General features: G+C 50.9%; 17 protein-coding genes. 5 read left to right on the forward strand and 12 right to left on the reverse strand.

What is annotated here, in order from left to right:
• Positions 1–138: 138 nt before the first annotated feature.
• From ychF to fni, 3 genes are all read right to left on the reverse strand, one after another.
• Positions 139–1239, reverse strand: coding sequence for a redox-regulated ATPase YchF (gene ychF / locus A3844_RS15590; protein ID WP_074087341.1), 1101 nt, complete (start codon positions 1237–1239; stop codon positions 139–141).
• A 233-nt stretch (positions 1240–1472) separates the two neighbouring features.
• On the reverse strand, positions 1473–1943 hold the full coding sequence (locus tag A3844_RS15595) for a GNAT family N-acetyltransferase (protein WP_244169783.1): 471 nt from the start codon (positions 1941–1943) through the stop codon (positions 1473–1475).
• A gap of 39 nt (positions 1944–1982) precedes the next feature.
• Entirely contained in the window at positions 1983–3110 is a 1128-nt protein-coding gene (gene fni / locus A3844_RS15600; protein WP_083606871.1) for a type 2 isopentenyl-diphosphate Delta-isomerase, read from the reverse strand.
• A gap of 280 nt (positions 3111–3390) precedes the next feature.
• Between fni and A3844_RS15605 the strand changes: the two genes are divergently transcribed.
• On the forward strand, positions 3391–4935 hold the full coding sequence (locus tag A3844_RS15605) for a phospholipase D family protein (RefSeq protein WP_208619436.1): 1545 nt from the start codon (positions 3391–3393) through the stop codon (positions 4933–4935).
• A gap of 142 nt (positions 4936–5077) precedes the next feature.
• Here the strand turns inward: A3844_RS15605 and cls are convergent, their stop codons facing one another.
• The gene (gene cls / locus A3844_RS15610; RefSeq protein WP_074087342.1) at positions 5078–6586 is read right to left on the reverse strand and encodes a cardiolipin synthase; all 1509 of its coding nucleotides are present in this window, start codon (positions 6584–6586) and stop codon (positions 5078–5080) included.
• Positions 6587–6821: 235 nt separating this feature from the next.
• Between cls and A3844_RS15615 the strand changes: the two genes are divergently transcribed.
• Both A3844_RS15615 and A3844_RS15620 read left to right on the forward strand, forming a co-directional pair.
• A complete protein-coding gene (locus tag A3844_RS15615) occupies positions 6822–7739 on the forward strand; it encodes a TetR/AcrR family transcriptional regulator (RefSeq protein WP_083606872.1) in 918 nt (305 codons plus the stop codon).
• Between the two features lie 108 nt (positions 7740–7847).
• Positions 7848–11006 (forward strand): efflux RND transporter permease subunit, encoded by a 3159-nt coding sequence (locus A3844_RS15620; protein ID WP_074107854.1) that lies wholly within the window; start codon positions 7848–7850, stop codon positions 11004–11006.
• A gap of 66 nt (positions 11007–11072) precedes the next feature.
• Here the strand turns inward: A3844_RS15620 and A3844_RS15625 are convergent, their stop codons facing one another.
• The 3 genes from A3844_RS15625 to A3844_RS15635 form a co-directional block, all read right to left on the reverse strand.
• On the reverse strand, positions 11073–12308 hold the full coding sequence (locus A3844_RS15625) for an MFS transporter (RefSeq protein ID WP_074107855.1): 1236 nt from the start codon (positions 12306–12308) through the stop codon (positions 11073–11075).
• Between the two features lie 156 nt (positions 12309–12464).
• Complete coding sequence (locus tag A3844_RS15630) at positions 12465–12938, reverse strand: MarR family transcriptional regulator (protein WP_074087345.1); 474 nt, start codon at positions 12936–12938, stop codon at positions 12465–12467.
• A 167-nt stretch (positions 12939–13105) separates the two neighbouring features.
• A complete protein-coding gene (locus A3844_RS15635) occupies positions 13106–13801 on the reverse strand; it encodes a TorD/DmsD family molecular chaperone (protein WP_074087346.1) in 696 nt (231 codons plus the stop codon).
• A 488-nt stretch (positions 13802–14289) separates the two neighbouring features.
• On the opposite strand from A3844_RS15635, the gene moaA reads away from it, so the two are divergent.
• Entirely contained in the window at positions 14290–15291 is a 1002-nt protein-coding gene (moaA, locus tag A3844_RS15640; RefSeq protein WP_074101965.1) for a GTP 3',8-cyclase MoaA, read from the forward strand.
• A gap of 310 nt (positions 15292–15601) precedes the next feature.
• Here moaA and A3844_RS15645 read toward each other — a convergent pair whose 3' ends face one another.
• From A3844_RS15645 to A3844_RS15660, 4 genes are all read right to left on the reverse strand, one after another.
• Positions 15602–16891 (reverse strand): helix-turn-helix domain-containing protein, encoded by a 1290-nt coding sequence (locus A3844_RS15645; RefSeq protein WP_074101966.1) that lies wholly within the window; start codon positions 16889–16891, stop codon positions 15602–15604.
• 53 nt (positions 16892–16944) lie between these two features.
• Positions 16945–17124 (reverse strand): aspartyl-phosphate phosphatase Spo0E family protein, encoded by a 180-nt coding sequence (locus tag A3844_RS15650; RefSeq protein WP_074101967.1) that lies wholly within the window; start codon positions 17122–17124, stop codon positions 16945–16947.
• A 385-nt stretch (positions 17125–17509) separates the two neighbouring features.
• Entirely contained in the window at positions 17510–18904 is a 1395-nt protein-coding gene (locus tag A3844_RS15655) for a helix-turn-helix domain-containing protein (protein WP_244169784.1), read from the reverse strand.
• Positions 18905–19079: 175 nt separating this feature from the next.
• Positions 19080–19691, reverse strand: coding sequence for a LysE/ArgO family amino acid transporter (locus tag A3844_RS15660; RefSeq protein WP_074101968.1), 612 nt, complete (start codon positions 19689–19691; stop codon positions 19080–19082).
• A 282-nt stretch (positions 19692–19973) separates the two neighbouring features.
• Between A3844_RS15660 and A3844_RS15665 the strand changes: the two genes are divergently transcribed.
• On the forward strand, positions 19974–21434 hold the full coding sequence (locus tag A3844_RS15665; RefSeq protein ID WP_074107871.1) for an aminotransferase-like domain-containing protein: 1461 nt from the start codon (positions 19974–19976) through the stop codon (positions 21432–21434).
• A gap of 179 nt (positions 21435–21613) precedes the next feature.
• Here A3844_RS15665 and A3844_RS15670 read toward each other — a convergent pair whose 3' ends face one another.
• Positions 21614–25396, reverse strand: coding sequence for an immunoglobulin-like domain-containing protein (locus A3844_RS15670; protein WP_074087349.1), 3783 nt, complete (start codon positions 25394–25396; stop codon positions 21614–21616).
• Between the last annotated feature and the right edge of the window lie 171 nt (positions 25397–25567).

A 25567-nucleotide genomic window follows, 5' to 3' on the forward strand; every position in this document is an offset into this window, starting at 1 on the left:
CCGCTCCTTATTATGTAAAAACAGCAGAAATGTTATTCACACAGGTTGACTTACTACGGTCTTATGCAAAAAAAGCCATCCGCCAGTAGAACCCTGCCCGGATGACTTCCTCCTGCTGCTATAACTTGATTAGCTTGCCTATACGTTGAAACGGAAATGCATGACATCGCCGTCCTGTACCAGATACTCTTTGCCTTCCAGACGCAGCTGTCCGCGTTCCTTGGCACCGTTCATCGAACCGGCAGCAAGCAGATCAGCGTATGCTACAACCTCCGCACGGATAAATCCGCGTTCAAAGTCTGTATGAATGACCCCTGCGGCACCCGGTGCTTTGGTTCCCTTGCGGATCGTCCAGGCACGAACCTCCTGCACACCTGCAGTGAAGTAAGTGTAGAGTCCGAGAAGTTTGTAGGCTGCTTTGATCAGGCGGTTCAGCCCGGATTCCTGCAGGCCCAGCTCTTCCAGGAACATTGCCTTGTCTTCGCCTTCCAGCTCGGCAATCTCCGCTTCCACTTTGGCGCTGATCGGTACTACTTCGGCATTCTCGGCAACAGCAAACTCGCGTACCTGCTGAACGTAAGGGTTCTCTTCAGCACTGGCAACTTCATCTTCGCCTACATTGGCCGCATACAGTACCGGCTTCAGGGTGAGCAGGTGAAGATCACGCACGATCAGACGCTCGTCATCGGATAATTCCACGCTGCGCGCAGGTTGGTCTTGATAGAGCGCTTCTTTGACGCGCTCCAGAACTTCAACTTCCTGGGCGTATTTCTTGTCGCCGCCCTTGATGTTTTTGCGGGAGCGTTCGATCCGTTTCTCGATACTCTCCAGGTCAGCCAGAATCAGCTCCAGGTTAATCGTCTGGATGTCGCTGATCGGGTTCACTTTGCCATCAACATGGGTAACGTTCTCATCCACGAAGCAGCGCACGACATGAACGATCGCATCCACTTCACGAATGTGGGCCAGGAACTTGTTGCCGAGGCCTTCGCCTTTGCTCGCACCGCGCACCAGACCGGCAATATCCACAAATTCAAAAGCCGTGGGAACCGTCTTATTCGGCTGCACCAGCTCTGTCAGCTTATCCAAACGCTCATCTGGCACTTCCACGACACCTACGTTCGGGTCAATGGTACAGAACGGATAGTTGGCGGATTCTGCTCCCGCTTGTGTAATTGCATTGAACAATGTGGATTTCCCTACGTTCGGAAGTCCTACGATACCTGCTTTCAAAGCCATTTATATGACAACTCCTATTTTCGGTTGGATTGATCACCGCATAATTTCCGGGGCTTGATCTCAACCATTATATATTAGAACAAAACCGCCAGCAACAGCGGATCTCCGGTGGATGTGTCCGTTAAAGGGCAGCTGCCTGCTTATAGTGATCAGCTCCACCCCCACCTTAATGTATAAAAACGCCAAAAAGACCTCTCCCCGAGGTCTCTTCCCTGCCAGCATGGCCAGTTATTCTAGAGATCTTTCGACATGGTGATATCCGTGATGAGAAAACCCATTTTTTTGTACAGCTCGAAAGCACGGTTGTTCTGCCCGAATACATGCAGGCCGATTTTGGTTACGTCCAGCTTACGGGCTTCCTCATCAAGCGCAAGCAGCGTCTGCTTGCCGTAGCCTTTTCCCTGGAACGGTTCGAAAACATAAAAATCATAAATAAAGGCCTCACGCCCGCTGCGTCCCTCGATCACGTTGAACCAGATATACCCGGCCTGGGCATCCGACTCTGTCTCTACTATGGAAAAGATATAAGCCCCCTCGGTGTTGAGCCCTTCGGGCAGGGATTTGTTCATCTCGTCCTGGGACAGCCGCATGGCAGTCTCGGTATCCCATGATCCGGCTTTTATTTTATCTTCTGCATAATCCCGTGTAGATTGGCTCAGGAAAAATTGAAATGTGGTTTCGTCCATTTGAATCAGTTTGATCATCGTTTTGCGCCCTTCCTTGTTCCGTATTCTCTAATCGCTTCAATGCTTTATTAGGCGGGGAGTATTGCGAAGTGCAGCCAGATCAGGCGCACCGATTCCGAACATCGCGGTCCGCAGCTCCAACTCTACCTGAGCCAGCGCATGGTCCAGCGCCTCCTCGGATTCCACTGCCGGACCGAGCAGATTCCGACCGAAGCCGGCAAGATCGGCCCCAAGCGCAAGTGCTTTCGCTGCATCCACGCCATGTCTCAGCCCGCCGCTGCCGATCAGCGCACCGTGCTTCGATGCCGCTCTTACCTCCGCAATGCATTCGGCAGTGGGAATCCCCCAATCCGCGAAGGCCTCTGCAGCGGCCCGCCGTACCGGATCACTGCTGCGGAACTTCTCCACCTGACTCCATGATGTTCCACCAGCTCCCGCTACATCGACAAAGGCAACACCGGCATCATACAGCCGGGAAGCCGTTTCGCCATCAATTCCCCAACCGACCTCCTTGACTCCGATAGGGATATCAAGTGCCCGGGATACCTGCTCAATCCGCGACAGCAAGGAGGCAAATCCGGTGTTGCCCTCAGGCTGAAAGACCTCCTGAATCCCGTTCAGATGCAGCACCAGCCAATCTGCACCGGCTATCTCTACAGCACGGCGGCATTCATCCACGCCAAAGCCGTAGGACAGCTGCACCGCTCCGATGTTGGCGATGACAGGAATCCCTGGAGCTCTATCACGGACTTGGAAGGTGGAGGCAAGCTCGGACCGTTCCACGGCCGCCCGGATGGAACCGACCCCGAGCGCCCAACCCCGGCGCTCGGCTGCCTCGGCCAGCCTGGCATTAATAGCGCCTGTAGAACTGCTTCCGCCGGTCATGGAGCTGATCAGCAGCGGAGTACGCAGCTCCCGTTCCAGAAAGACTGTCCGCAGTGATATATCATCATAATTCATCTCAGGGAGCGCATTGTGGCGGAAGCGGTAATGCTCGAAGCCAGATGTAATGCCGCTGCCTCCAACTTCCTCGTTCAAGCAGAGTCTCACATGTTCAATCTTGCGTTCCCCCGTTGTGGATGAAGGCAGCAGAGACTGATGTCCGTCAGGTTTTGCAGCTTGCGGGGCTGTGCCGGGTTTCTTGCCTACGTTGTATGATAATTCATCCTGCGGCATCTGGTTCATGCTGACATCCCCCGTTCCTAACGATCTATGATATGCAGGGAGGTACTGCCTCCCGCAAGAGATTTTCAGCATCATAATGTTGAGCGCTTACCAGCACGTTCCATTATAGCATATCCGCAACGCATATCCGTAAAGCACATCTATGTTCATAAATCACGGTAGCAACCTTGCATCAGGCATTAGATCTGCTTCAATTTAATGCTCCGGGTGTAAATAGTTGAATACTATGCCGGAGCATACTTAATAACAAGCTTATTCAGCAGCACATCAGGAGGAACCCATGAATCCAGACCACTCTACCGCTCCGTCCGGGCCAACGGATAACAACAATGCCAATAACCGGAATTCCCCTCCGCTTCATCACAAGCGGTCCCCCCGCCACCGCCGACACAAATGGATTTGGTGGATGCTTGGACTCCTTATTTTTTGGCTGGCGGGGGTGATGATATATCAGACCCACAAGCCGCTTCCTGCAGGAATATCTTTCGAAAGTCCTGTGTACCAAGTCGACAAGGTGTCTTTCTGGCATGACCTTACCTATCCGGACAAGAGCGGGCGTGAGCAGCACGAAGATCAGATCTTGCCCCGCATCCTGCAGATCATAGAAGAATCAAGGCAGTTTTTGGTGATTGATCTGTTCCTGTTCAATCATTACACCCATAAAGATCAGCACTTTCCTGCAGTAAGCCAGGAGCTGGCCGATAAACTCGTCACACAGCAGGCGGCCCACCCCGATATGGAGATCGTCTTCATCACGGATGAGGTCAATACCAATTACGGATCTGCCCCGAATCCACTGCTGGAAGAGATGAGAGCCGCCGGAATCAAGATCATCCTGACTGATGTTGATCCGCTGCGTGATTCGACCCCTGCCTACTCAGCCGTATGGCGGACCTTCATTCAATGGTTTGGCCAGTCCGGTACAGGGTGGATTCCCAACCTGATGGCAAGCGGAGGACCCGATATCACGGCCCGCTCCTATCTGAAACTGCTGAATGTAAAAGCCAATCACCGCAAAGTGGTAGTCAGCGAGAAGACCGCACTGATCTCATCGGGTAATGTACATGATGCCAGTGCCTATCATTCCAACATTGCATTGGAAGTGCAGGGGCCCATCATCTCCGATATCCTGAAAAGCGAGCAGGCGGCAGCCGATCTGTCTGAAGCGGGGCCGATCCTCAGCAAGATGCCCGTATTCTCCCGACAGGGTGCTGTGAAGCCCGGCGGACCACTGGAGGTGCGTTACTTAACCGAAAGCAAAATCTATAAATACGCACTCGAAGGCATCCGTTCCACCGGCAAGGGCGACACGCTCTGGATGGGCATGTTCTATCTGGCCGATGACAGGATTCTGGACGAACTGGTGAAGGCATCCGCACGGGGGGCAGACATCCGGCTCCTGATGGACCCGAACCAGAACGCCTTCGGACGCGATAAAATCGGTATCCCCAACCGTCCGGTGGCCATGGATCTGAACAAGCGCACCGGCGGAAAAATTGCCATCCGCTGGTACAATACAGGCACAGAACAATACCATACCAAGCTGATGTTCATTGCCAAAGCCAGCGGCCAGTCAGTAGTCCTCGGTGGCTCAACCAATTTTACAGCCCGCAACCTGGATGACATTAATCTGGAAAATAATCTGTGGGTCGGCTTGACGAAGGAACAACCGCTGTATGCCGAAATGGAGAGCTACTTCAACCGGCTGTGGAGCAACGAGGATGCACAGTACAGTCTGCCGCTTGAAGAGTACCAAAGTGATGTGACCTGGATCAAATATATCCTGTTCCGTATGCAGAAAAACCTGGGGTTCACTACTTTTTAAGTCCTGAAGAAGCATCACACTCCCTGATTCCATACCAAAGACCGCCGGACAGCTGTACGCAGCCTTGTCCGGCGGTCTTTTCAGGTTATATATTGGACTGGCCGATTGCTTAGCCATCTGCGTTAGCCCGCTTAAGCCAGACTTACAGCAGCGGGGACATCAGTCTTGCCGCCGATTCCAGCAGCCGCTCCAGCAGCCGTTTGTTCATGAAGGTCTCATGCACAATCTGACTGGTGGACAGCAGGTCGCGTTCGAAATCCGCCACGATACGGGAGACACTTTCCGTCTGCAGCAGCAGCGCATTGACCTCGAAGTTGAGATGGAAGCTGCGCATGTCCATATTTGCTGTTCCAATCGTTGCAATTTGACCGTCGGTAATCAGCAGCTTGGAGTGAATGAAGCCCTTCTCATATTCATAAATCTTCACGCCCGATTCCAGCAGCGCCGGGAAATAGGAGTGGGAGGCCAGAAAGGGAATCCACTTGTCCGGTTTGGCCGGGAACAGCAGCCGCACATCCAGCCCGGACATCGCCGCCACCCGCAGTGCCGTTAAGATATCCTCATCCGGAATAAAGTAGGGGCTGGCGATCCATACTGATTTTTCCGCCGAAGTGATCATGGAAAAGAAAATATTTTTGAGGGCACGCCGCTCGTTATCCGGTCCGCTGGCGATAATCTGCACCGCCCCGTCCCCCGTCGTGAACCGCAGCTGCGGGGAGAGGTAATCCTGCTCCAGTATTTTTTCGCCCGTCGTATGCATCCAGTCCTGCAGAAAAATAATCTGCATCGTCCGCACCGCTTCGCCCCTAATCAACATATGGGTATCACGCCAGAAACCATATGTCTTGCTGCGGCTGAGGTATTCGTCACCCACATTCAATCCGCCCATGAAGCCGACATCTCCGTCAATCACCACGATTTTACGGTGGTTCCGGTAGTTGACCCGGCTGGAAAAAAAGGACGTAGAATTGCCGTAAGACGCTACCTGAACTCCGGCATCGCTTAATTCCTTAAGAAAGGCACGGGACAGCTGAATACTTCCCACCGCGTCATACATAAATCTGACGGTTACGCCCGCACGGGCTTTCTCAATCAGAATCTGCTGAATCCGCGTCCCGATATGGTCCGCCCGAAAAATGTAATATTCCATATGAATATGGTGCTGTGCCTGCCGCAGCTCCAGCAGCAGTGTGCCGAAGGTCTCTTCACCATTGGTCAGAATGCGGGTCTCGGAGTTGAATGAAACAGGTGTCCGCGCCAGCCTCTGTGATAATCCCAGCAGCTTTTGGCGGTTGGGATCAAAGATGGACCAGTCCTGGTGCATACGAAGGCCATCATTCTCAATCCGTTCATAGGCCATTAGGTCACGTTGAGCCTTTTTATCATATTTACGCCGTTTGAACACATTTTGCCCAAACAGTACATAGAAGACGAGTCCCAGCACCGGAATCAGCGCGAGCAGCAGAATCCAGGACATCGTCGTGGAGGGATTACGGTTCTCCATAAAAATGCCAAGACCGATGGAGACGACGGTGAGCGTAGAGAGAACACCCATAATTGTCCCGGCAGTATTGCCAAATACGCCGAAGCCAAAATAATAATATGCCACTAATGCTGCAATAATGACTAAAGCCTGCAATCCTCTTCTCATAGATAACCTACCTTCTCTTTCTGCCTTTCATCACTAAAATGACACATTTATATATTACATGAAGAAAACCTTTCTTCCTACAGGAATCGATTGCAAAACAGAAATTACAACAATACTGTAACCACTTGACTGCCTCCTGCGTAGCTACATTTGTATTGGCTTAATATATATACTATAATCGGTTTGACCCAATAGTCAATTACAGAACTCACTGGTCAGAAAGGAGCCAACATCCTTGTCAGCCAATAAAAATGCTATGAAAAAGGAACAAATTATTAAAACAGCCATGCAGCTATTCGCTGTGAAAGGTTCATCCTCCACCTCGATGCAGGAGATTGCAGAATTATGCGGGATATCCAAAGGCAGTCTCTACCTGGTGTTCAAATCCAAGGAGGAGCTGGAACGCAGCATTTATATATATTGCTTCCGTATGATCCACGACCCTCTGCAGCAGGAGGAGGAGAGCTCAAGACCTCCCCGCGCGAAGCTGCGCAACCAGATTGAAATTCTGCTTCATCATGTGTATGAGCTGAGGGAATTTTTTCAGCGGCAAATTCAGGAGCTGGCCGGAAAAGGCATGCCCGATGCGCCTGAATGGCTGCGCAAAATCAACGGACCCCTGCTGAACTGGTCCCGGGACAAGCTGGAGATTATGTACGGTAAGGAGATCATTCCTTATACAGGAGAGTTATTCTTGCTGGGGCATGGAATCCTCCATTCCTACATCTGGGTTCTTTTCAACCACGAGTCCGCAGTTTCCATTCCGCGACTTGCCGATCATCTTGTGGACCTTCTGGATATTGTGGTTGCCGGTCTTCTCGCCGGACATCCTGTCCCTCTGATCGCTCCTATCGTTCTGGACAGCTGGATAGAGAATCATGATGGCAGCAGCCTTCAACGAAATCCCCTGCAGCTGATCAAAGAAATGAAAGAGCTGCTGAATTCGGCCAAGGACATGGACCTGCAGAGCATAGATGACGGCCTGGAATCGTTAGCCATTCTGGAAGGCGAAATTCTCATGCCCCACCCCCGCAAGGCCATTATTCAAGGCATGCTGGGTAACCTGCAGGGCTGTTCCGCCGTTCAACAGCAACTGGAGGATCTGCAGAAGCAGATCCCGCTACAATCACCGGGCATATGCGGTTTTCACTGATTAAGTACGTGTAAGCAGCAAAGAGAGAAAGATGTATAGGAGTAACAGTCTCACATTTATATTGAGGTTTTCCCTAAGGAAGGCCCGAGAGGAGCAGAAACGCAACTTATGAAGAGCTTAATTAATTTCTCGCTCAGAAACAAATTCGCTATTTGGCTTCTGACGATTATCATTGTGTTCGCCGGTCTCTACAGCGGTCTGACCATGAAACAGGAGACATTGCCTAACATCAGCATCCCTTATCTCAGCATTACAACGATATACCCGGGGGCTGCCCCAGAGGGCGTGGTGAACGATGTCAGCAAACCGCTGGAGCAGAAGCTCCGCAATGTGGACGGCGTGAAGACACTAACCTCGAACTCGCTCGAAAATGCCTCCAGCATCACCATTGAATTTGATTATGGAACGAATCTGGATAACGCTACGGCAGCTGTCCGGGAGGCGCTGAACGAAGTCACCTTGCCGGAGAATGTGCAAAAGCCGCAAATCTCCCGGTTCAGCCTAAGCTCCCTGCCGGTCATTTCACTTAGCTTGTCCGACAACAGCTCTGAGAATCTGGAAGGACTGACCCGCATCGCGGAGAACGATATCCGCCCTGCTCTGGAAGATATCGAAGGCGTCGCCTCCGTTCAGATTGCCGGACAATATGTGAAGGAAGTTACCCTTAAGTTCAACCAGGATAAGCTGAAGCAATACGGGCTGACTGAAGAGACGATCAAGGGAATTGTCCAAGGCTCTTCCCTGCGTGTGCCTCTTGGACTTTTCACCATGGAGCATTCGCAAAAAGCAGTAGTAGTAGACGGAAATGTCACTACCGTTGAAGATCTGAAAAACCTGAGTATTCCAGTGGTACCGTCTGGTGCAGGTGCAGCTCCAGGTGCTAGTGCAGCTGGTGCCGCAGCAGGTACTGGTGCCGCTCCTGCTCCCGGTGCGGCTATGACCGGACTGCCCACAGTCAAGCTGGGAGAACTGGCATCTATTGAAGTTGTCGGCAAATCCGAGTCCATCTCCCGCACGAACGGCAAGGAATCCATCGGGATTCAGATTGTAAAAGCCAATGACGCCAACACGGTAGACGTGGTCAACGGCGTTAAGGATAAAACGGAACAACTGAAGAAGCAGTTCAAGTCGATGAATCTCACCGTCCTGCTGGATCAAGGAAAGCCGATTGAGGATTCCGTAAATACGATGTTGTCCAAGGCTGCCTTTGGTGCTCTGTTCGCCGTACTGATTATCCTGTTGTTCCTGCGGAATATCCGCTCGACGATTATTTCCATCATCTCTATCCCATTATCCCTGCTGATTGCGATTCTCTGCCTGCGTCAGATGGACATCACGCTGAATATGATGACACTTGGAGCGATGACGGTTGCCATAGGGCGTGTCGTCGATGACTCAATCGTCGTCATAGAGAATATCTTCCGGCGGCTGACCCTGTCCGGGGAGAAACTGCGCGGCCGTGAGCTAATAAGCGCGGCGACACGTGAAATGTTCGTCCCGATTATGTCCTCCACCATCGTAACTATTGCTGTATTCCTGCCGCTCGCTTTTGTCAGCGGTATGGTGGGCGAGCTGTTCCTGCCGTTTGCCCTCACGATGGTATTCGCTCTGCTCGCTTCACTTGTAGTTGCCATTACCCTGGTGCCCGCACTGGCGCATACGCTGTTCCGCAACGGCCTGAAGAAAGGCAAGAAAAGCCATAGCGAGAAGCCTGACAGAATGGCTGCCGGCTATCAGAAGATTCTGAATTGGTCGCTATCCCATAAGCTGATCACCTTCGGCGTTGCTGTGCTTCTGCTAATAGGCAGCGTGTTCCTGATTAAACCTATCGGTGTCAGCTTCCTGCCTTCCCAGGAAGAGAAGAACGTTACGCTTACCTTCTCTCCAAAAGCAGGACAAACGCTGGAAGACGTCAAGGAGCAAGGCCTGAAGGCCGAAAAATATATACTGGCTCAAAAGTATATGGATAAAGAGCATCTGGATAAAATGCAATATTCCATCGGAGGCAGCAGCCCGTTCGGGATGGGCGGCTCCGGGAATTCGGGTCTCTTCTACGTTACCTTTGACAGCGACACTCCTGATTTCGATACGGTAAAAGAAAACCTGATTAAAGGTCTGACCAAAGAAGTACCGAATGGTGTCTGGGGCGATTTGTCCGGCATGTCCGGCGGTGGTCTTGGCGGCAGTACGCTGACCGTGAACATTTTTGGCGACAGTCTGGATCAGCTTAAGCCGGTAGCCGACGAAATTGCCGGTATCGTGAAGGCCGACACCAACAACTTCAAGGACGGGGAGACCAGTCTCTCTGAAGCCTATGATCAGTACACCATCGTCGCGGATCAGGCCAAACTCAGTTCGCTCGGCCTAACCGCCGGACAAATTGCTATGAAGCTTAGTCCTGCCGGTACCCGCCCTGTACTGACAGAGGTAGCAATGGACGGCAAAAACTACAATGTCTACATTGAAACCGACAAAGATACGTATACTAGCATTCAGGAAATGGAAGACGCTACACTAACTTCCCCGCTCGGTATTACGGTGCCCATTGGTGAGGTTGCCAAGATTGAGAACGGCACTTCGCCGGACTCCATTACCCGGGAAGACGGTAAAATGAAGGTGGATGTTACCGCTGAGATTATTGCGAATGATGTGAACAGCGCTTCGAACAGCGTCAAGGAAAAAATCGATGCCCTCGATCTGCCGGATGGCGTAACCGTCACCTTCGGCGGTGTAACCGAGCAGATTAATGATACATTCGGACAACTCGGCATTGCCATGGCAGCCGCTGTTGCCATTGTGTACTTCGTGCTTGTGGTTACGTTTGGCGGCGGTCTGGCACCGTTCGCAATTCTGTTCTCCCTGCCATTCACGATTATCGGTGCACTGGTTGCCCTGCTGCTGGCGGGGGAAACGCTGAACGTCTCTGCCCTTATGGGCGCACTGATGCTCATCGGGATCGTCGTCACCAATGCGATTGTCTTGATCGACCGTGTAATCCACAAGGAAAAAGAAGGGTTGTCCACGCGTCAAGCCTTGCTTGAAGCCGGAGCTACACGCCTGCGTCCGATTCTGATGACCGCACTGGCGACCATCGGCGCACTGCTGCCGCTCGTATCCGGCCTCGAAAACAGCGCCGGCATCATCTCCAAGGGTCTCGGTGTAACGGTTATCGGCGGTCTTGTCAGCTCCACCCTGCTGACACTGGTCGTTGTGCCGGTCGTGTATGAATTCCTGATGAAATTCCGCAGCAAAAAGGTATATGAATAAGGCTTAATCTCCGAAGAGCACGGCGTCTTTCCTTATGGGAAGGCGCCGTGCTCTTTTATGGATAGGCTACACTTTGATTTGCGTTCTCTTATATAAAACGGGTATTGCCGCTGCTATAAGGATCACACCCATAAAAGCAGGCGCGGCATGGCCAAGTGACACATAGATTTGACCTCCGATGATAGGCCCGATCATTCTTGCCAGAGCCTGAATAGACTGGCTCCCTCCTTGAATCCTTCCTTGTTCGCTCGAATCGGCAGATTTGGAGAGCATCCCATTGAAAGAAGGCCCGAAGACTGAATCGCCAAAACCAAATATAAACATTCCGGCGATAAAAAGAGGATAGAACGAGAACAAAGCAGATAACGCAAACAGACTGTAGCCGATCATCTCCGAGACCATTCCAAGAATGGCTATCTGTTCATCACTGAACTTTTTCAAAAGCTTTGGCATGATGAGACCTTGGGAAATGATATCCTGGAAGCCCATGATTGAGAACATAAGGCCGATTAGTGCAGGCTTCCAACTGAAAGTATCCAATGTAAATTGTGAAAAAACGGCCTGTAAAGATCCGTTCGGAATCCAGAGCAAGAATGCTGAGATAAGCAGCCTGCTTAAGTTCTTCATGGAAAGTATGCTTGCAAGCTGAATAAATGGATTCAATCTTACCAAGGTAATCACTTTCAATCTGTTATTCTTGCCAAGGCTCTCAGGCATAAAGAAGAATCCATAAGTAACTTTCAATAAAGTGATTACGGCTCCAAAGTACATAGGTATAGAATAACCAAACTTGGCAAGTAACCCGCCCAGAGTTGGGCCAATAACGGTGCCTACCCCTACAACCGCACTGACCCACCCAAAGTATTTGGTTCTTTGCTCCGGAGGAATGATGTCAGCAAAATAGGCGAAGATCGTACCTATGCTGCCGCCGGTTACACCTTCAATTATGCGTCCGGCAAACAGTACCCATAGAGCTCCTCCTATGCCGAAAACCAAGTACCCGACTGCGGAACCTAAAAGGCAAATCAAGAGCAACGGACGACGGCCATATTTATCGCTCAAGGCTCCTAGTACGGGAGCAGCAAAAAATACGCAGAGTGCATAAACAGAGGTCAGCAGCGTAACAACTATAGCTTGTTCTCCTGGATTGCTTGTATAGGGCTGTACTAAGAATGGGACGACAGGTGCTATGATACTAAAGCCTATTCCACAAAGAAAAACAGATATAAGGCCGAATATTAATGCGTGTTTATCTACGGTTTGTTCCGTTTTCTGTTCATTGTGTGATCTGAATTTGGACACTTAAGTTCTCCCCTCAAAAGCTATCGTTTTATTTCCTAGGAAACAAATTTATCGTAATATATTTTTGTTTCCTAGTCAACAATAAAATAACCATAAAAATGCAGCCCGTTCTCCATAGAACCCGGCTGCCTGTGGTTTGATTTTCAGTATTCAAATTTATTCCGGCCTCGTATCTGCACCCAGTTTTTTTATTTCTGCATCCAGGTGCCTGTTATACCTTTCCACGAAAATAAGCATACTGTCAAATTGCTCCTCAGTTACTTGCTCAAATACAGCTTTATCCCGCTCTCGAAACTCTTGGTGCAGTTCCTCATGGATTTTGTTAATTTCTTTTCCCTGTTCCGTAAGTCTAAAGTAGATTTCTTTATTGTTATCAGGTTTCTGGTAGCTTTCAACAAGGCCCTTTTTTATGAGCTTCTTCGTGATTTTACTTATGGCACCTCTAGTCATATACAAGGACTCCGCAAGTTTGGTCACGTTGGAATCTGTATTTCTTTCGATGTATTCGATGCAATGTACCTCCGAAGACTTATGGCCCTTAAGACTGTCTTCCATCTTATCCTTATTAAGCCAAACCATCTTATTAAATAAGTCCCTGAAACCCGTTAAGACCTGTTCTTCTTTGTTCATGGCCTGTCCTCCCACCCGCTGGTGCATCCACAATATAACTCTACCTTACCAAAAACAAAAATAGAGTGATAGTCCTGCTCTCACCCCGAAAGTTTATTAATGCTTATCTAATAAAAATAGACCGCCCTGACTGAGGACGGTCTTATTTCTGTCTGTATATACTCCTTTTAGGCCATCGCCGATGCGGAACTCTCGAGCGAAGCTTTCCAGGCCCGCAGCATTTGCAGGTCCTGCGGCAGGAATTCCTCCAACATATGGCTGAGGCCAAGATAGAGCGGGCTATCTGTTGCCGCATTCAGGCGCTCGCAGAACTGCGGCGTCCATTTCAGCAGATGCTCCTCCAGGAACTGTTCCTGGATCTCCAGCAGGTCCATGGCACTGCGGATCGAGAAGCTGTTGTACAGCATACGCTCATGCAGCACGGCCATGAATTCCAACTCAATGGAGATATGATCATCGGCTTCACCGCCGCATTTCTTGAATACAATTCCCGCCGACGCATACACATCGGATAGCACGTTGCAGAATTCTTCCTCACGGCCAAGCTCTGCTGCTTCGCGCGCCACAATAGTACTGGCCGCACGTTCATTCATCAAGCGCATGTATTCACGGTTCTCCCGCTCACAAATCTGTGGCAGCGCTGAAGGCTCCTGGCTGCAAAGGTAGCGTTTGAGCTCCCGTCCGCCTTCCGTCATCTCGGCTGCGACACTGATCTGGCGATTGCGGCTCCACTGGGCGACCAGAGACAGACTGGGCTTTCGTCCATAAAAGTCCACTAAAAGTTGATATATTAATCCCCGGCTTTCCAGCCAACGAGTGAATGCCTCCGGCACGACAAGCGATGGAACAGTGGTTATAGTCATTTTGCAAATCCTCCCTATTGGTTTGCCGGGCGCTTATCGCCTATTGCATGTAAGGCGCGCGTTATCCGGTCTCCTGGCTGTGTTCTTCGCAAAAAGTGAGTGAATGTAAACGAATAATACTTCTGCACCTAGATTATATCGGAATCAGGAAGCGCTTTCGGTGAGCATTCTATGACCATTCCCTTAAATTGTCGCATTTCTGTCAAAATTGGGCTTTGCCATTCGGGTTTCGTCACATATTATATAGGTTGTCTGTTTCTATTCATATACAACTGGCGTCACCCTCTTCCACTTTCATTGTCGATACATGCCACAGCCATGGCGCATTGACGTGGACGCTAACATTCCTTAAAATTTAAACCAAGTAGAAACGGCTTCGCCGTCCTTACAAGGACGTCACCCGTTTCAGCGAGAAAGATAAGGATAATGGTTTGCGCGAGGCGCATAAATTCTTATCTTTTAAAATTCGACGCTGAAGGGAGCACCCTATGGAACCGTTGACGGACCCTTTTGGACGATTGCATGATTATATGCGCATTTCGGTTACAGACCGCTGCAACCTGCGCTGCATTTATTGTATGCCTGCGGAAGGAATGCAATTCCAGCCCCAGGACGAGATTATGAGTTACGAAGAAATTACCGCTGTGGTGGAAGCGCTGGCCCCTCTGGGGTTACGCAAGGTCCGGCTAACCGGGGGCGAACCTCTGGTCCGCAAGGATCTGGATCAGCTGGTCTCCATGATTGCCTCCATCCCGGGCATTGAAGATATATCCCTTACGACCAACGGCCTGATGCTTCCCGCCAAAGCCGCGCTGCTCAAGCAATCGGGCTTGTCACGTGTGAACATTAGCCTGGATTCACTGCAGCAGGACCGCTTCGCCATGATTACACGCGGCGGAGAAGTCGCCAAGGTGCTGAAAGGGATTGAAGCCGCAGAGGCGGCAGGACTCTCCCCGATTAAGCTCAATGTGGTGCTGATGAAAGGCATCAATGATGATGAGATCAAAGACTTTATCTCGCTGACCCTGAACAGCCCGCTGAATGTACGGTTCATCGAATATATGCCCATCGGCAGCGCCAGCGATGCCTGGCGTCAGACGTATCTGCCGCTGGAAACGGTAATTGAAGCCTGCAATGAAGCAGGCTGGGCTACTGAAGAAGCGGACATGCCCTCAGGCAATGGCCCCTCCCAGAACCGGCGGGTGGTCGGTGCGCGCGGGACCTTCGGGCTGATCCATCCGGTAAGCGAGCATTTCTGCGACAATTGCAACCGGCTGCGCCTTACGGCAGACGGACACATTAAGGCCTGTCTCTACTGGGCAGATGAGTACAATGTACGCCCTCTGACCGGTGATCCTGCAGCCGTACAGGCTTTATTCCGCCAGGCATTGGGCAACAAGCCGCATAACCACGAAATGGCGCTCGCCCTGGAGCGTAAAACGCAAAGCCATACCCCAACCACGAGACGCATGTCGCAAATCGGCGGGTAGCGGCCATAACACAATAAACGGCAGAACTATCCGCTTCAGGACAGTTCTGCCGTTTATTGTGTTCGGTCTAGTTGACGATCCATCGTATTACAACTAAGGAGTTCCTTTTCATACGGTTTGTAAAGAGAGAGAGACCACTATTTATAAACCACTTAAAATAGAATGAGTTTAGGATCAGTACAATTAAGCAAATTCAAGGCTATAAAGATCAGTTTGTAGACAATAGCAATGCAGAATCTACTACTATCAGTTCTGTATATCTTCCAAACACTGAGTGGGACGGATGGAACATTGAATTCGGAACACCACCCTATATATTAATCTCAAAATCCACCGATAACGTGCCTTTGATGACATTACGCCCGTTGTCGATTTTGGCGGAAAGATCCACGCTGCGCATTGAGATTTCATTGCCTTTGTACCGCCTGCGGGCCAGATAATAGGTTGCCAGTTCGCTGCAGAAACGGGTATGATGATCATCGTTGATTTGCTTATTACGTTTGGCGTATCTTCGGTAAGGTATGTAAGCAGAAAAACGCTTCAGGATGTGGTCCACATCCCACTGATAGCGATTGGCCGTCTCCACAATTTTAAACAAGGCTGTAAAAATCTCATTCTCCCTTGTCGAAACAAAATTCACATACTCATCTAGTACATCCTGCTGTCCATCCATTAAGCGAATCAAATAAGTATTTGCCGTTCCCCACTCATGGAACTGGGCTATAATTCGGTTGGCTTCCTCCCCTTCTTCCTGTATCCAGCTGCCATCTGTATAGAGTGGCACAAACTCAAGCGCAGCCTTGTAGTCTCCAAGCTCCTCGAATGCACAAGAACGCATAAGTTGTGCGTATAGAATATAATAATATAAAGGTCTTTCCAAGATTTCGTCATTGGTATACCTATGGTCTGACCGGCTGCGAAGATTATATTGAATAGTTGCAAGTCGGTGCATTTCCTGTGCCAGTTCATCTGCCTTTGGCCAGTCATGCAATGAATAATATACATGTATTAACTGTCTTAACGCATCCAATTGATGCGCCTCACTCAGTCGAGTCACATAGCTCTCAAATAGAGTAGCTGCTAGCAGATTCTTTTGCGGATCATCGCCCAAGGACATCTCGAAGAGACGGTATTGACAAAGCGCCAGCCGTTCGGAGTGCTGATACTTCTCGCTATCCCCTACATTTTCGTATAAGATCCTCGCCGCCTGTTGCTTACCTTGCTGAAATAACTCTTCCGCCAGATCAAAGAGCAGAGGTCCATACATAAGATTATCGAGCAGGCTCTGAACCAAACGTTCGATGCAATCCAGACGTCCAAGCTCAGCAGAACGCAAAATAAACGGCCGAAGCCGCCGCCAATTCGGTGCAGAATCATATAGGCACTCATCCACATACTTACTGTAAAAATAGTCTTCCTCCAGCCCCATACTCCGGGTGATCCGTTCCAAATGGCTCATGGCCATAGCCTGCTGACCTTTCAAAATCCGGCTAAGTGTCCCGGAATGAATACCGCTGAGTACAGCAAATTTATTAATTGTCAGCCTCTGGTCTGATAAATAAGCCCATATCTTATCACGTATTGTCGCTGTATGCTCCAAGGCAATACCACCTTCTTCAGATTTTTAATCATATTTATCTTTATACATTCTATTCAGACCTGCCGCCGTCTCTGCTTAATGTGGATATTGCTGTAATTGTTCAGGAGTTTGTCCAGTTCTGCTGATTGCCGAGGTATCTCCGGGTGGCTAAAACCACCATACTGCATATGCATCGGATGAAGCTTACGCCTTGCCCGCTCCATACGAATTCTAATGAATTCAGTATTACTCATGACGATTTCCGCCTCCTTATGCAATATTTTAGTTATTTATGTAAAATTATAGTTGTTTATTATAGTTGCAGTGCCTTATTTAATTTCCGTGGTAAAGGATTTAGCAGGGTTATACATAAAGAAACGCCCCCGGGTAGCAGGACGTCATAGTGAATTTTTAAATAAATAGGCAAAGGGAACCCAACTGGCTTATCGGATCTTGAGGAATATGAACAGGTAATCAAACTTAATCAAACGGCCTTAGATTATCTGATATCCATTATTTAGAATCCCAAATATTCAAACTCCACCAGCGCCATGTCCCGTGGTTTGGACTAACGTTTGAATATTGCCTTCAGGTACAGATACAACAGTTCCATTTGGTAAAATGATCAAAACAGCTAAGCTACACGTGGCAAGCAGGATTAGTATTTTTTTTATCATATAAATTCCTAACCTCTCTTATCAGAAGTTTGTATTGCTCCTTCTCTGAATCTTCTGCGAAATAGCGATACTGTTCAAATAAATCTACACAATTGAGCACAGTACCCTCGTTATTGGTTCTGGTGGAATATTCCAAGCTCTGTAGTATGAAGCGAATACCGTCTTTTCGTTTATTTCGTAAGTAATAGGCCGCTAATTCAGCAAGGAACCTGGCATATTGATCTTCCATAATTTGTCGGTTATATTCACCAAACTCTGTATAAAGAATTGAATAAGTCATCCATGCAGAAAAACGTTCCAGAATGTGATCGACATTCCAATTATACCGATTCGCCGATTTAATAATGTTACAAACAGCCATAAATATCTCGCCTGTCCGAGTGGAAATATATTCAACATAATCAGCTAGAACTTCCGATTCCCCCGCCATCAAACGATACAAATATGAATTGGCCCTTCCCCACTCCTGGAATTGAGTTATGGTTCGCTTTACTTCCTCATTGTCTTCCTGTATCCAACTGCCATCTGTATAAACAGGGACAAGGCTCAGCGCAGAATTGTAATCCCCACATTCTTCGAATACATTTGAACGCATAAGATGAGCGTATAAAATATAAAGGTATAGCGGTTTTTCAGGTGTTTTTTCGTTATTTCTTTCCTGTCCCGAACAGCAATAAAGATCATATCGAATCGTAGCAAGCCGGAGTAACTCCTGAGCCAATTCCTCCACCTTATGCCACTGATGCAGTGAATAATATACATTCATTAAGTGCTTCAATCCATCTAGCTGATCCGCCTCATCCAGTCTGGGAACATAAGGTTCGAACAGCGTCGCCGCACGCAGATTCTCACTCTGGTCATCCCCAAGCGCGATTCGGAACAAACGATACTGGCAAGCCGCCAGGCGTTCGGAATACTGGTATTTCTCGCTGGCGCTCACATTCTCGTACAAGATTGCTGCCGCCTTCCACTGACCATGCTCAAACAGTCCCTCGGCTACGTCGAATAACGTTGGCACATTGCTGAGATTATCGAGCAGAATCTGGACCATTCGTTCAATGCAATCCATGCGTCCAAGCTCTGCACACCGGATCATGAACGGCCGTAGCCGCCGCCAGGTGGGTGCCGAATGATAGAAGCATTCATCCACATACAGGCTAAAAAAGCGATCCTCCACCTCCCCTATCCCTTTGGTAATCAGCTCCAGGTGACTCATTGCGATAGGCTGATGCCCTTTGACAATCCGGCTCAGTGTTCCGGAATTAATGCCGGATCTGTCTGCAAACTGATTAATAGACATGCCTTGTTCAGATAAATAACTCGCTAGCTGATCTCGAATCGTGGCTGTAGCCTCCAAGGAAACACCGCCTTTCAAATTCCAGAAAATAGGATTTTTCTTTGATATCTGTAATACTATGTGATAATATTCCACCGGTCAATAGACTAGATTAGTATAAAAAGTGAACAAAACTAAATATCTTAATATTAAGGCAATCCAGTTGCCATTTCCCAATGAAACAAGGATTAGCATGTCAAAATGATCTCCATAACTGTACTCCCATGTATACCGCAATACCCCAAATTAGCAGAGCTGAAGTGGTATTCAGCAGCCGGATCATCCTGCTTGAGGAATCAGTTCTGCTCAGCAACCGGCCGGCTGCCGCCAGGCTCAGGAACCATATCCAGGAGACGCCGGCTGTGGCGGCTGCAAAAGCCCAGCGTTCAGCGCCGGTATATTGCAGCGAATTTGTACCGATGACACCCACTGTATCCAGCAGAGCATGCGGGTTCAGCAAAGACACCGAGAGGGCGTAGGCCACTTGGCCTTTCAGGGACAGCATTCGGGCCTCTCCCTCCGCCGGAGCTGCGTTCCAGATTTTCCAGCCCATGATGCATAGAAATAGAATTCCCGCACCGTACACGATTGGCGTCACCCACTCCACAGACAGCAAAATGAGCGAAATCCCGCCAACGGCAGCAGCAATCAGCAGTGTGTCGCATACGGCTGCCGTAAGAACCACAGGCAAGGCTCTGCGGAACCGGGACTGAAGCGCTCCTTGGTTAAACACAAATATATTCTGTACGCCCAGCGGCAAAATAAGCCCGAAGGCCAATATGATTCCATGTACTACTGCTTCCCACATTACTCTGTTCCTCCCAGTCTGCTGCGGATTATGATTTGGGTTCCACCGCATTCCTGATAGTACCCTGTATGAACGGGATACGTAACCAGCCAAATCCTCCAAATGCTACCCAACCAAACTAAGGAGAGCAGGACAAAGGTGGTATACTGCAAATAAAAGAACACTTCCGAAACAGCTTGTGTATATAACTCTCCAAAAGGAGCTGGGCTTGTGACAGAAAAACATTGCACGGAACAAAGCCCCGGCAAGCGATGGACACCTGACCCGTCATCCCCCCTGCCAATGCACAGGCAGATCTCCAATTATCTCATGGATAAAATCAGCAGCGGGGCCTGGCCGCCCGGCATGCGGCTAGCCCCTCAGCGCGAGCTGTGCCGCCAGTTTGGTGTGAACCGCAGCACGGTGGTAACCGCACTGGGCCAGCTGTCAGCGCTGGGGCTGATTGAGGGCAGGCGGGGCGGCGGGACCCGGGTGGCTGAAGTACAGGCAGCCGCAGACGAAGCGGTCTCATCTCCTGATCCGGCAAGAACAGATCTATTGCCAGTGCCGTCTGCCGGAAGCTGGAATGCATACGTTGAAGAGGGCGTACACTACCCTAATCTGCCTACGGTACAGGACATCAACCGCCTGGAATATGAGCAGGGGCTGATCCGCCTTGGCACCGGAGAGCCGGCACCGGAGCTGCTGCCCGGCTCGGCCATGACCCGTGTGCTGGCCGAGCTCTCCCGGCAGACCCTGCCTCCCCTCTCCTATGAGGAGCCCCTTGGCAGCCCCGGACTGCGGAGTGCGGTTAGCCGCGAGCTGGCGAAGAACGGCATACAAGCTGATCCCGACTCCATTCTGATTACTTCCGGAGCACTTCAGGGGCTGCAGCTGATTGCGGTTGGCCTTTTGCCGCGCGGGTCCACCATACTGCTGGAGAAGCCATCCTATCTCTATTCCATCCATGCCTTCCAATCCGCTGGCGTGAAGTTCAGCGGCCTGCCTATGGATGAGCAGGGGCTGCAAATGGACGGGCTGGCCCGGGAAGCCCGTCGGTCCAAGGCAGCTATGCTGTACAGCATCCCGTCTTTTCATAATCCAACAGGGGTTCTGATGAACGCGAAGCGGAGGCAGGAACTCATGGAGGTAACGGGCCAGCTTGGCCTCCCGATCCTGGAGGACGGAGCCTATCAGGAGCTCTGGCTCGATACACCCCCGCCTCCACCGCTAAAAGCACTGGACCGCGAAGGCAGAGTACTGCATCTCGGCACCCTCTCCAAAGCAGCCAGCCCCGGGCTGCGCATCGGCTGGATTGTTGGCCCGGAGCCCGTCGTGCGGCGGCTGGCCGACATTAAGATGCAGACCGATTATGGCGCCAGCTCATTATCACAGCTGGCCGCCGCCCGGTGGCTGGAAGGCGGCTATCACGAGGAGCATCTCCAGCACCTGCGGGCACGGCTTCGGAAACGGCGCGATGCCGTGCTAGATCTGCTACAGCGCCATTTTACCGGACTGGCTGCATGGAACGTTCCGGCGGGCGGCTTCTACATCTGGCTGTCCCTGGACAAGCCGGTACCGCTGCGGACGCTGTTCCGCACGGCCCATAAAGCAGGGCTGCTGCTGAACACCGGCGATCTGTATGACCGTGGTGACAACCGCCATCTGCGGCTGTCCTATGTCTACGCCTCGCCTGCCGAGCTTGAGCTTGGCCTCCCTCTGCTAGCCGGATTGATCCGCAAGCTGCAGCAGCCCGGTGTTTGAACAGTGCAACAAGCTAACAGCTACAAAGGCCTTTACCTGGACTGCGGAGCCGTTTGCAAGTTTGTAAGTTACAGGGTTGCCGGGCGTTCCCGTTCGCATAATGAAGGACAAGCATACTTCCCTATACACAAATAAAGACCGGCCCTGTGCAATACACAGGAACGGCCTTTATTTGTCATCTAGATCGAGAGCGCTGTAAGCAGCTTATAGATTGCTGCTGCCGCTTCCGCCCGGGTGGCTGTCTTGTCCGGACGGAAGGTGTTGTCTTCGAAGCCGCCCAGAATGCCGGCTGCGATTCCGGCTTTCACCGATGCCTGCGCCCATGCCGGGATCGCTGATTGATCGGCAAGGACAATGCTGCTGCCCGTAAGTGTGGCGGAGCCGGTGCTTAGGGCATTGGCAAGCATCACAGACATTTCGGCGCGGGTAATCTTCTCCGAGCCTCTGAATACGGCTTGGCCCCCAGATGCATAGCCTTTGATGATCCCGGATTCTACAGCTGCCGCTACATCACCAGCCGCCCAAGCAGGAATGTTGCCCTGGTCAGCAAATCCAGCGGCACTGCCGGAAGCCTGCAGTCCCAAAGCTCTTGCAATAATAGAAGCGAACTGCGCCCGGGTAACCGGTTCATTCGGGCGGAAGCTTTGGTCTTCGAAGCCCTTCATGACGCCCATCCCGATCAGACGGTCCGTATACTCTGTAGCCCAGTGGTTGCTCAGATCTGTGAGCGCCAGAGGCTGATAATTCATTACAGAATAGGTTGCGAAGCGGTTGGCATTTGCGGTGATCGTCCCATCCGGGTTGGAGGTACCCCCCACATAAATCCAATTGCCGCTCTGCTCATTGTAATAATATACAGCCGCTTTATGGCCGGATGTGACCTGCCCCGGATCATAGGCGAGGGATAATGCCACGGGCTTACTGAGCTTGCTTTCTCTGCTTGCAGCGAATGCCACCGCTGGGCTTAAGGACTTGAGCTGCCCCGCAGCCGGTGCTTCATTGGCTGCCAGAGCTTTCAGTGTGAGCGTGGCATTTGCAGGTAATGCCCCTGCTGGAACAGAGAAGCTCGCCACACCTGGAAGTGAGCCTGTAGCGCCCTGCTGTGCCGATACCTCAACCTTCACCTCTACAACGGGAGGCTTCTCTACATTTGTTGCAGGCGGAGTGGCAACCGGACTGATGGTCGTGCCTCCACCGCTTCCATTACCATTTCCGGTGTTGGAAGGTGCTGTTACCACTACGGTCCGAATCACTTCAAGGGCTGCATTACCAGCCAGATCGCTGGCATTGTAACGCAGGGTATAGGTTCCCGGAATCAGGGTATCTACTGTTCCGGTTACTGTTACCAGTCCCGCAATGCCCAGCTTGTCCGTAATCTCCGTACCCGGATCAACGAAGCTGGTCCCTTGGGCAAGGGTCAGGCTACTGCTGCCCTTCAGGGAAATCACGGGCGCGGTCCGGTCAATATTTACCGCAAGCGGCAATGAGGCTGTATTACCCAATGTATCTAACGCTTGAAGCTCCAACTGGTGCTGGCCTTCTGCTGTAAGCTTGATAGGCTGGCCTTTCTCATACGGCTGGCCTTCTCCACCATCCTGACGAACCTTAAAGGATACTTCACTGCCAGGCACGTACACATTGGCGTACACACTTACGGTAACATTTTGATTCGTCCAGGCACCGCTAAGATAGGCATGTCCATCCGCCGTTTGCAGAGTGCCGCGGAGCGCGAGCGGAGTCACGCTGGCATCGCCGCTAAGATTAACCTTGAAACTCTTGGTCTCCACAGCAGCCCCCCTGCGGATCGTAGCTGTCAACGTCAGCTGAGTATCCTTTTGTGGCTGGAAGACAAGCTTCCCGGCGTTTGTCATCAGCAGCGGACTTGAGCTCTCCCAGCTGATGCTTGTGCCCTGTTCCCCTGCCTCCGGGAGGTACAGATTGCTTTTCACAGCGCTTGTGTCTCCGAGCGTCAGCTTCTCTTTGGCAAGCTGCACAGCTTCAGCGTCTGTGTAATCCATAGCTTTTATAGTAAGATCGAACGTCTTCACTTCGCTCTCATTTCCGCGGCTTGCTGTCGCCTTCAGCGTTACAGAAGCATCAGGCTGTCCTGCTGCCGGACGGGTGATATGGCCCACTCCGTCTTCATTACGCAGCACATTTGGATTACTGCTCTCCCACTTCACCAGTGCGCCATGCTTGCCGCCCTCAGGAAGTTTCAGATCGGCGGTCACCGCCGTTGTATTTCCAAGGTCCAGCGACGCTAAGGTATCATCCACTGCCTGCTTGTCGCTGTACGGTGCCACATTAACGAAGATCGGATTGGAATAGAACCACAAGTCTTTATAGTTGCGGTCGTTGATCTGGTTGTAGCGCGTGGTGTCGTCGGCTTCGATCGTCTCCGGATCGAGGAGCGGATTGCCTTGCTCATCGGTCTCTCCGGCTACGTTATAGCCCAGATTCGTGCCGCGCAACCGGAAGTATTGCGACTTCTTCGCCGAGCCCAAGTCATAAGTGATTACATTGTAGCCTTCCGCATCCGTTACCCAATCATCCGAGGTAAACGAAGCGAGCACTTTGGTCGAATCGTTGGTGTCCTTGTTGTAGGCGGTCGAGTCGGACGGGTCCGCCAAGCCTGTAATATCGCCGGCAATCAGGTCTACGTGATCCACCTGGGGCCTCATGCCGCCCGATATCCCGCTGTCCACTGGATTCTCATAATTGTTGCTCTTGGGGCTCTTGAACCGGATCGTAAGTTTACGGTGATCGCCTTCGGTTACCGTTACGTTCGGATTGCTCGCTCCCATCTCCAGCTTGCCGCCTTCTCCATCGATGTGGAAGTCGAGTGCATTGATAAGGTCGCCATAGACGGAGAACGATTTGCCCGAACGCATTCCGTTCAGAACGGCTTGCATGTCGTTGCCTTGCGTCCAGGTGTAGTTCTTGGCGTATTCACCCGGCCAGTATCCGCTGGTGTAGGGGGCGATAATCTTGAAGTGATAGTCCGAGTTGGCGAAGTTCCAATAATTCCGTCCTTCTCCGAGCAACGCGTCCCAAACGCCTCCAACCTTGGCGACCATATAATCCGTACCGCCGAAGGAACGGTTCTTGTACTTGTTATCGGCCGTCGGGTCGGAGGTATTGTAGCTGGTCGTATATCCGCCGCGATTCGGCTCCATCTGCCCGCCGATCATGCCTTCGAACCCGAAGTTGATGTCCGGCGCCGCATTGTTGAAGTCGCGAAGGGCGGCTACCGTCGTCTTGCCGTACCCTCTGGAAGGGTGGGTGACGATAAAGTAGCTGGTGTCCGCGAAGTTCTTCTTCAGCCATTGAATAGCCGCTAGGGCATCGGCGTGATTGAAGTTGCTGATGCGGGTGTCCTGTTGATTCCAGGCCGCCACATCGGCCGGATTGAACATCGATTCGGAGCGGTTGGTGAACAAATATTCGAATTGGTTCTCAGCCTTCAGCGCCTCGGCCGATCCCGGCTGGTCGGACAGAATGCCTACGGCCGCATGGTCATGCGTCGGAATGTCCCATTCGAAGGCGGAAAATATCGTTTTGCCCGCATATTTTCCCTGAGCCTGCAACGCTTTTATTTTGGGGACTTCGTATTCGCTGGCGCCCTTGGAGAACGGGATCGGTCCTCCCGGCACGTCGGCTCCGGTATCGTCCCGTTTGGACGATCTCAAGTGATTGGCGGTTGCGATCCAATCCAGGCCGTATTTATCGAAGGCGGCATCTAATACGCTCTCGAGAGACGATTGGGCGTCGTCGGATTCATAGGTGTGGGCGTGGAATTCGCCCGACATCCATTCCCCTGTACTTGCGGAAGCCGCAGGTTCCTGCGGGGTCAAGGTTTCTGCAGGCGAGCCGTAGGCCGGTGGTATGGACAAGCTTTGCCACATAAGCACTGCAGCAAGTGATGTGGACAGATAGAAGCGGAGATTTCTTTTCTTCAACATGTGTTCCTCCAATATTCTTAAAATTACGTACAATCTGTATTAAGAATAAAGGGCGAATGTAAAGCGATGTCGAAATTTGTTGAACATTTTTGTAATCTCAAATCATTCATCAAATGACAAATAATATTTTTTGTCATTTGATGAAATCAATGATATACTGTGTATCAGAGG

Source organism: Paenibacillus helianthi (genome assembly GCF_001909055.1).
GTDB lineage: Bacteria > Bacillota > Bacilli > Paenibacillales > Paenibacillaceae > Paenibacillus_AQ > Paenibacillus_AQ helianthi.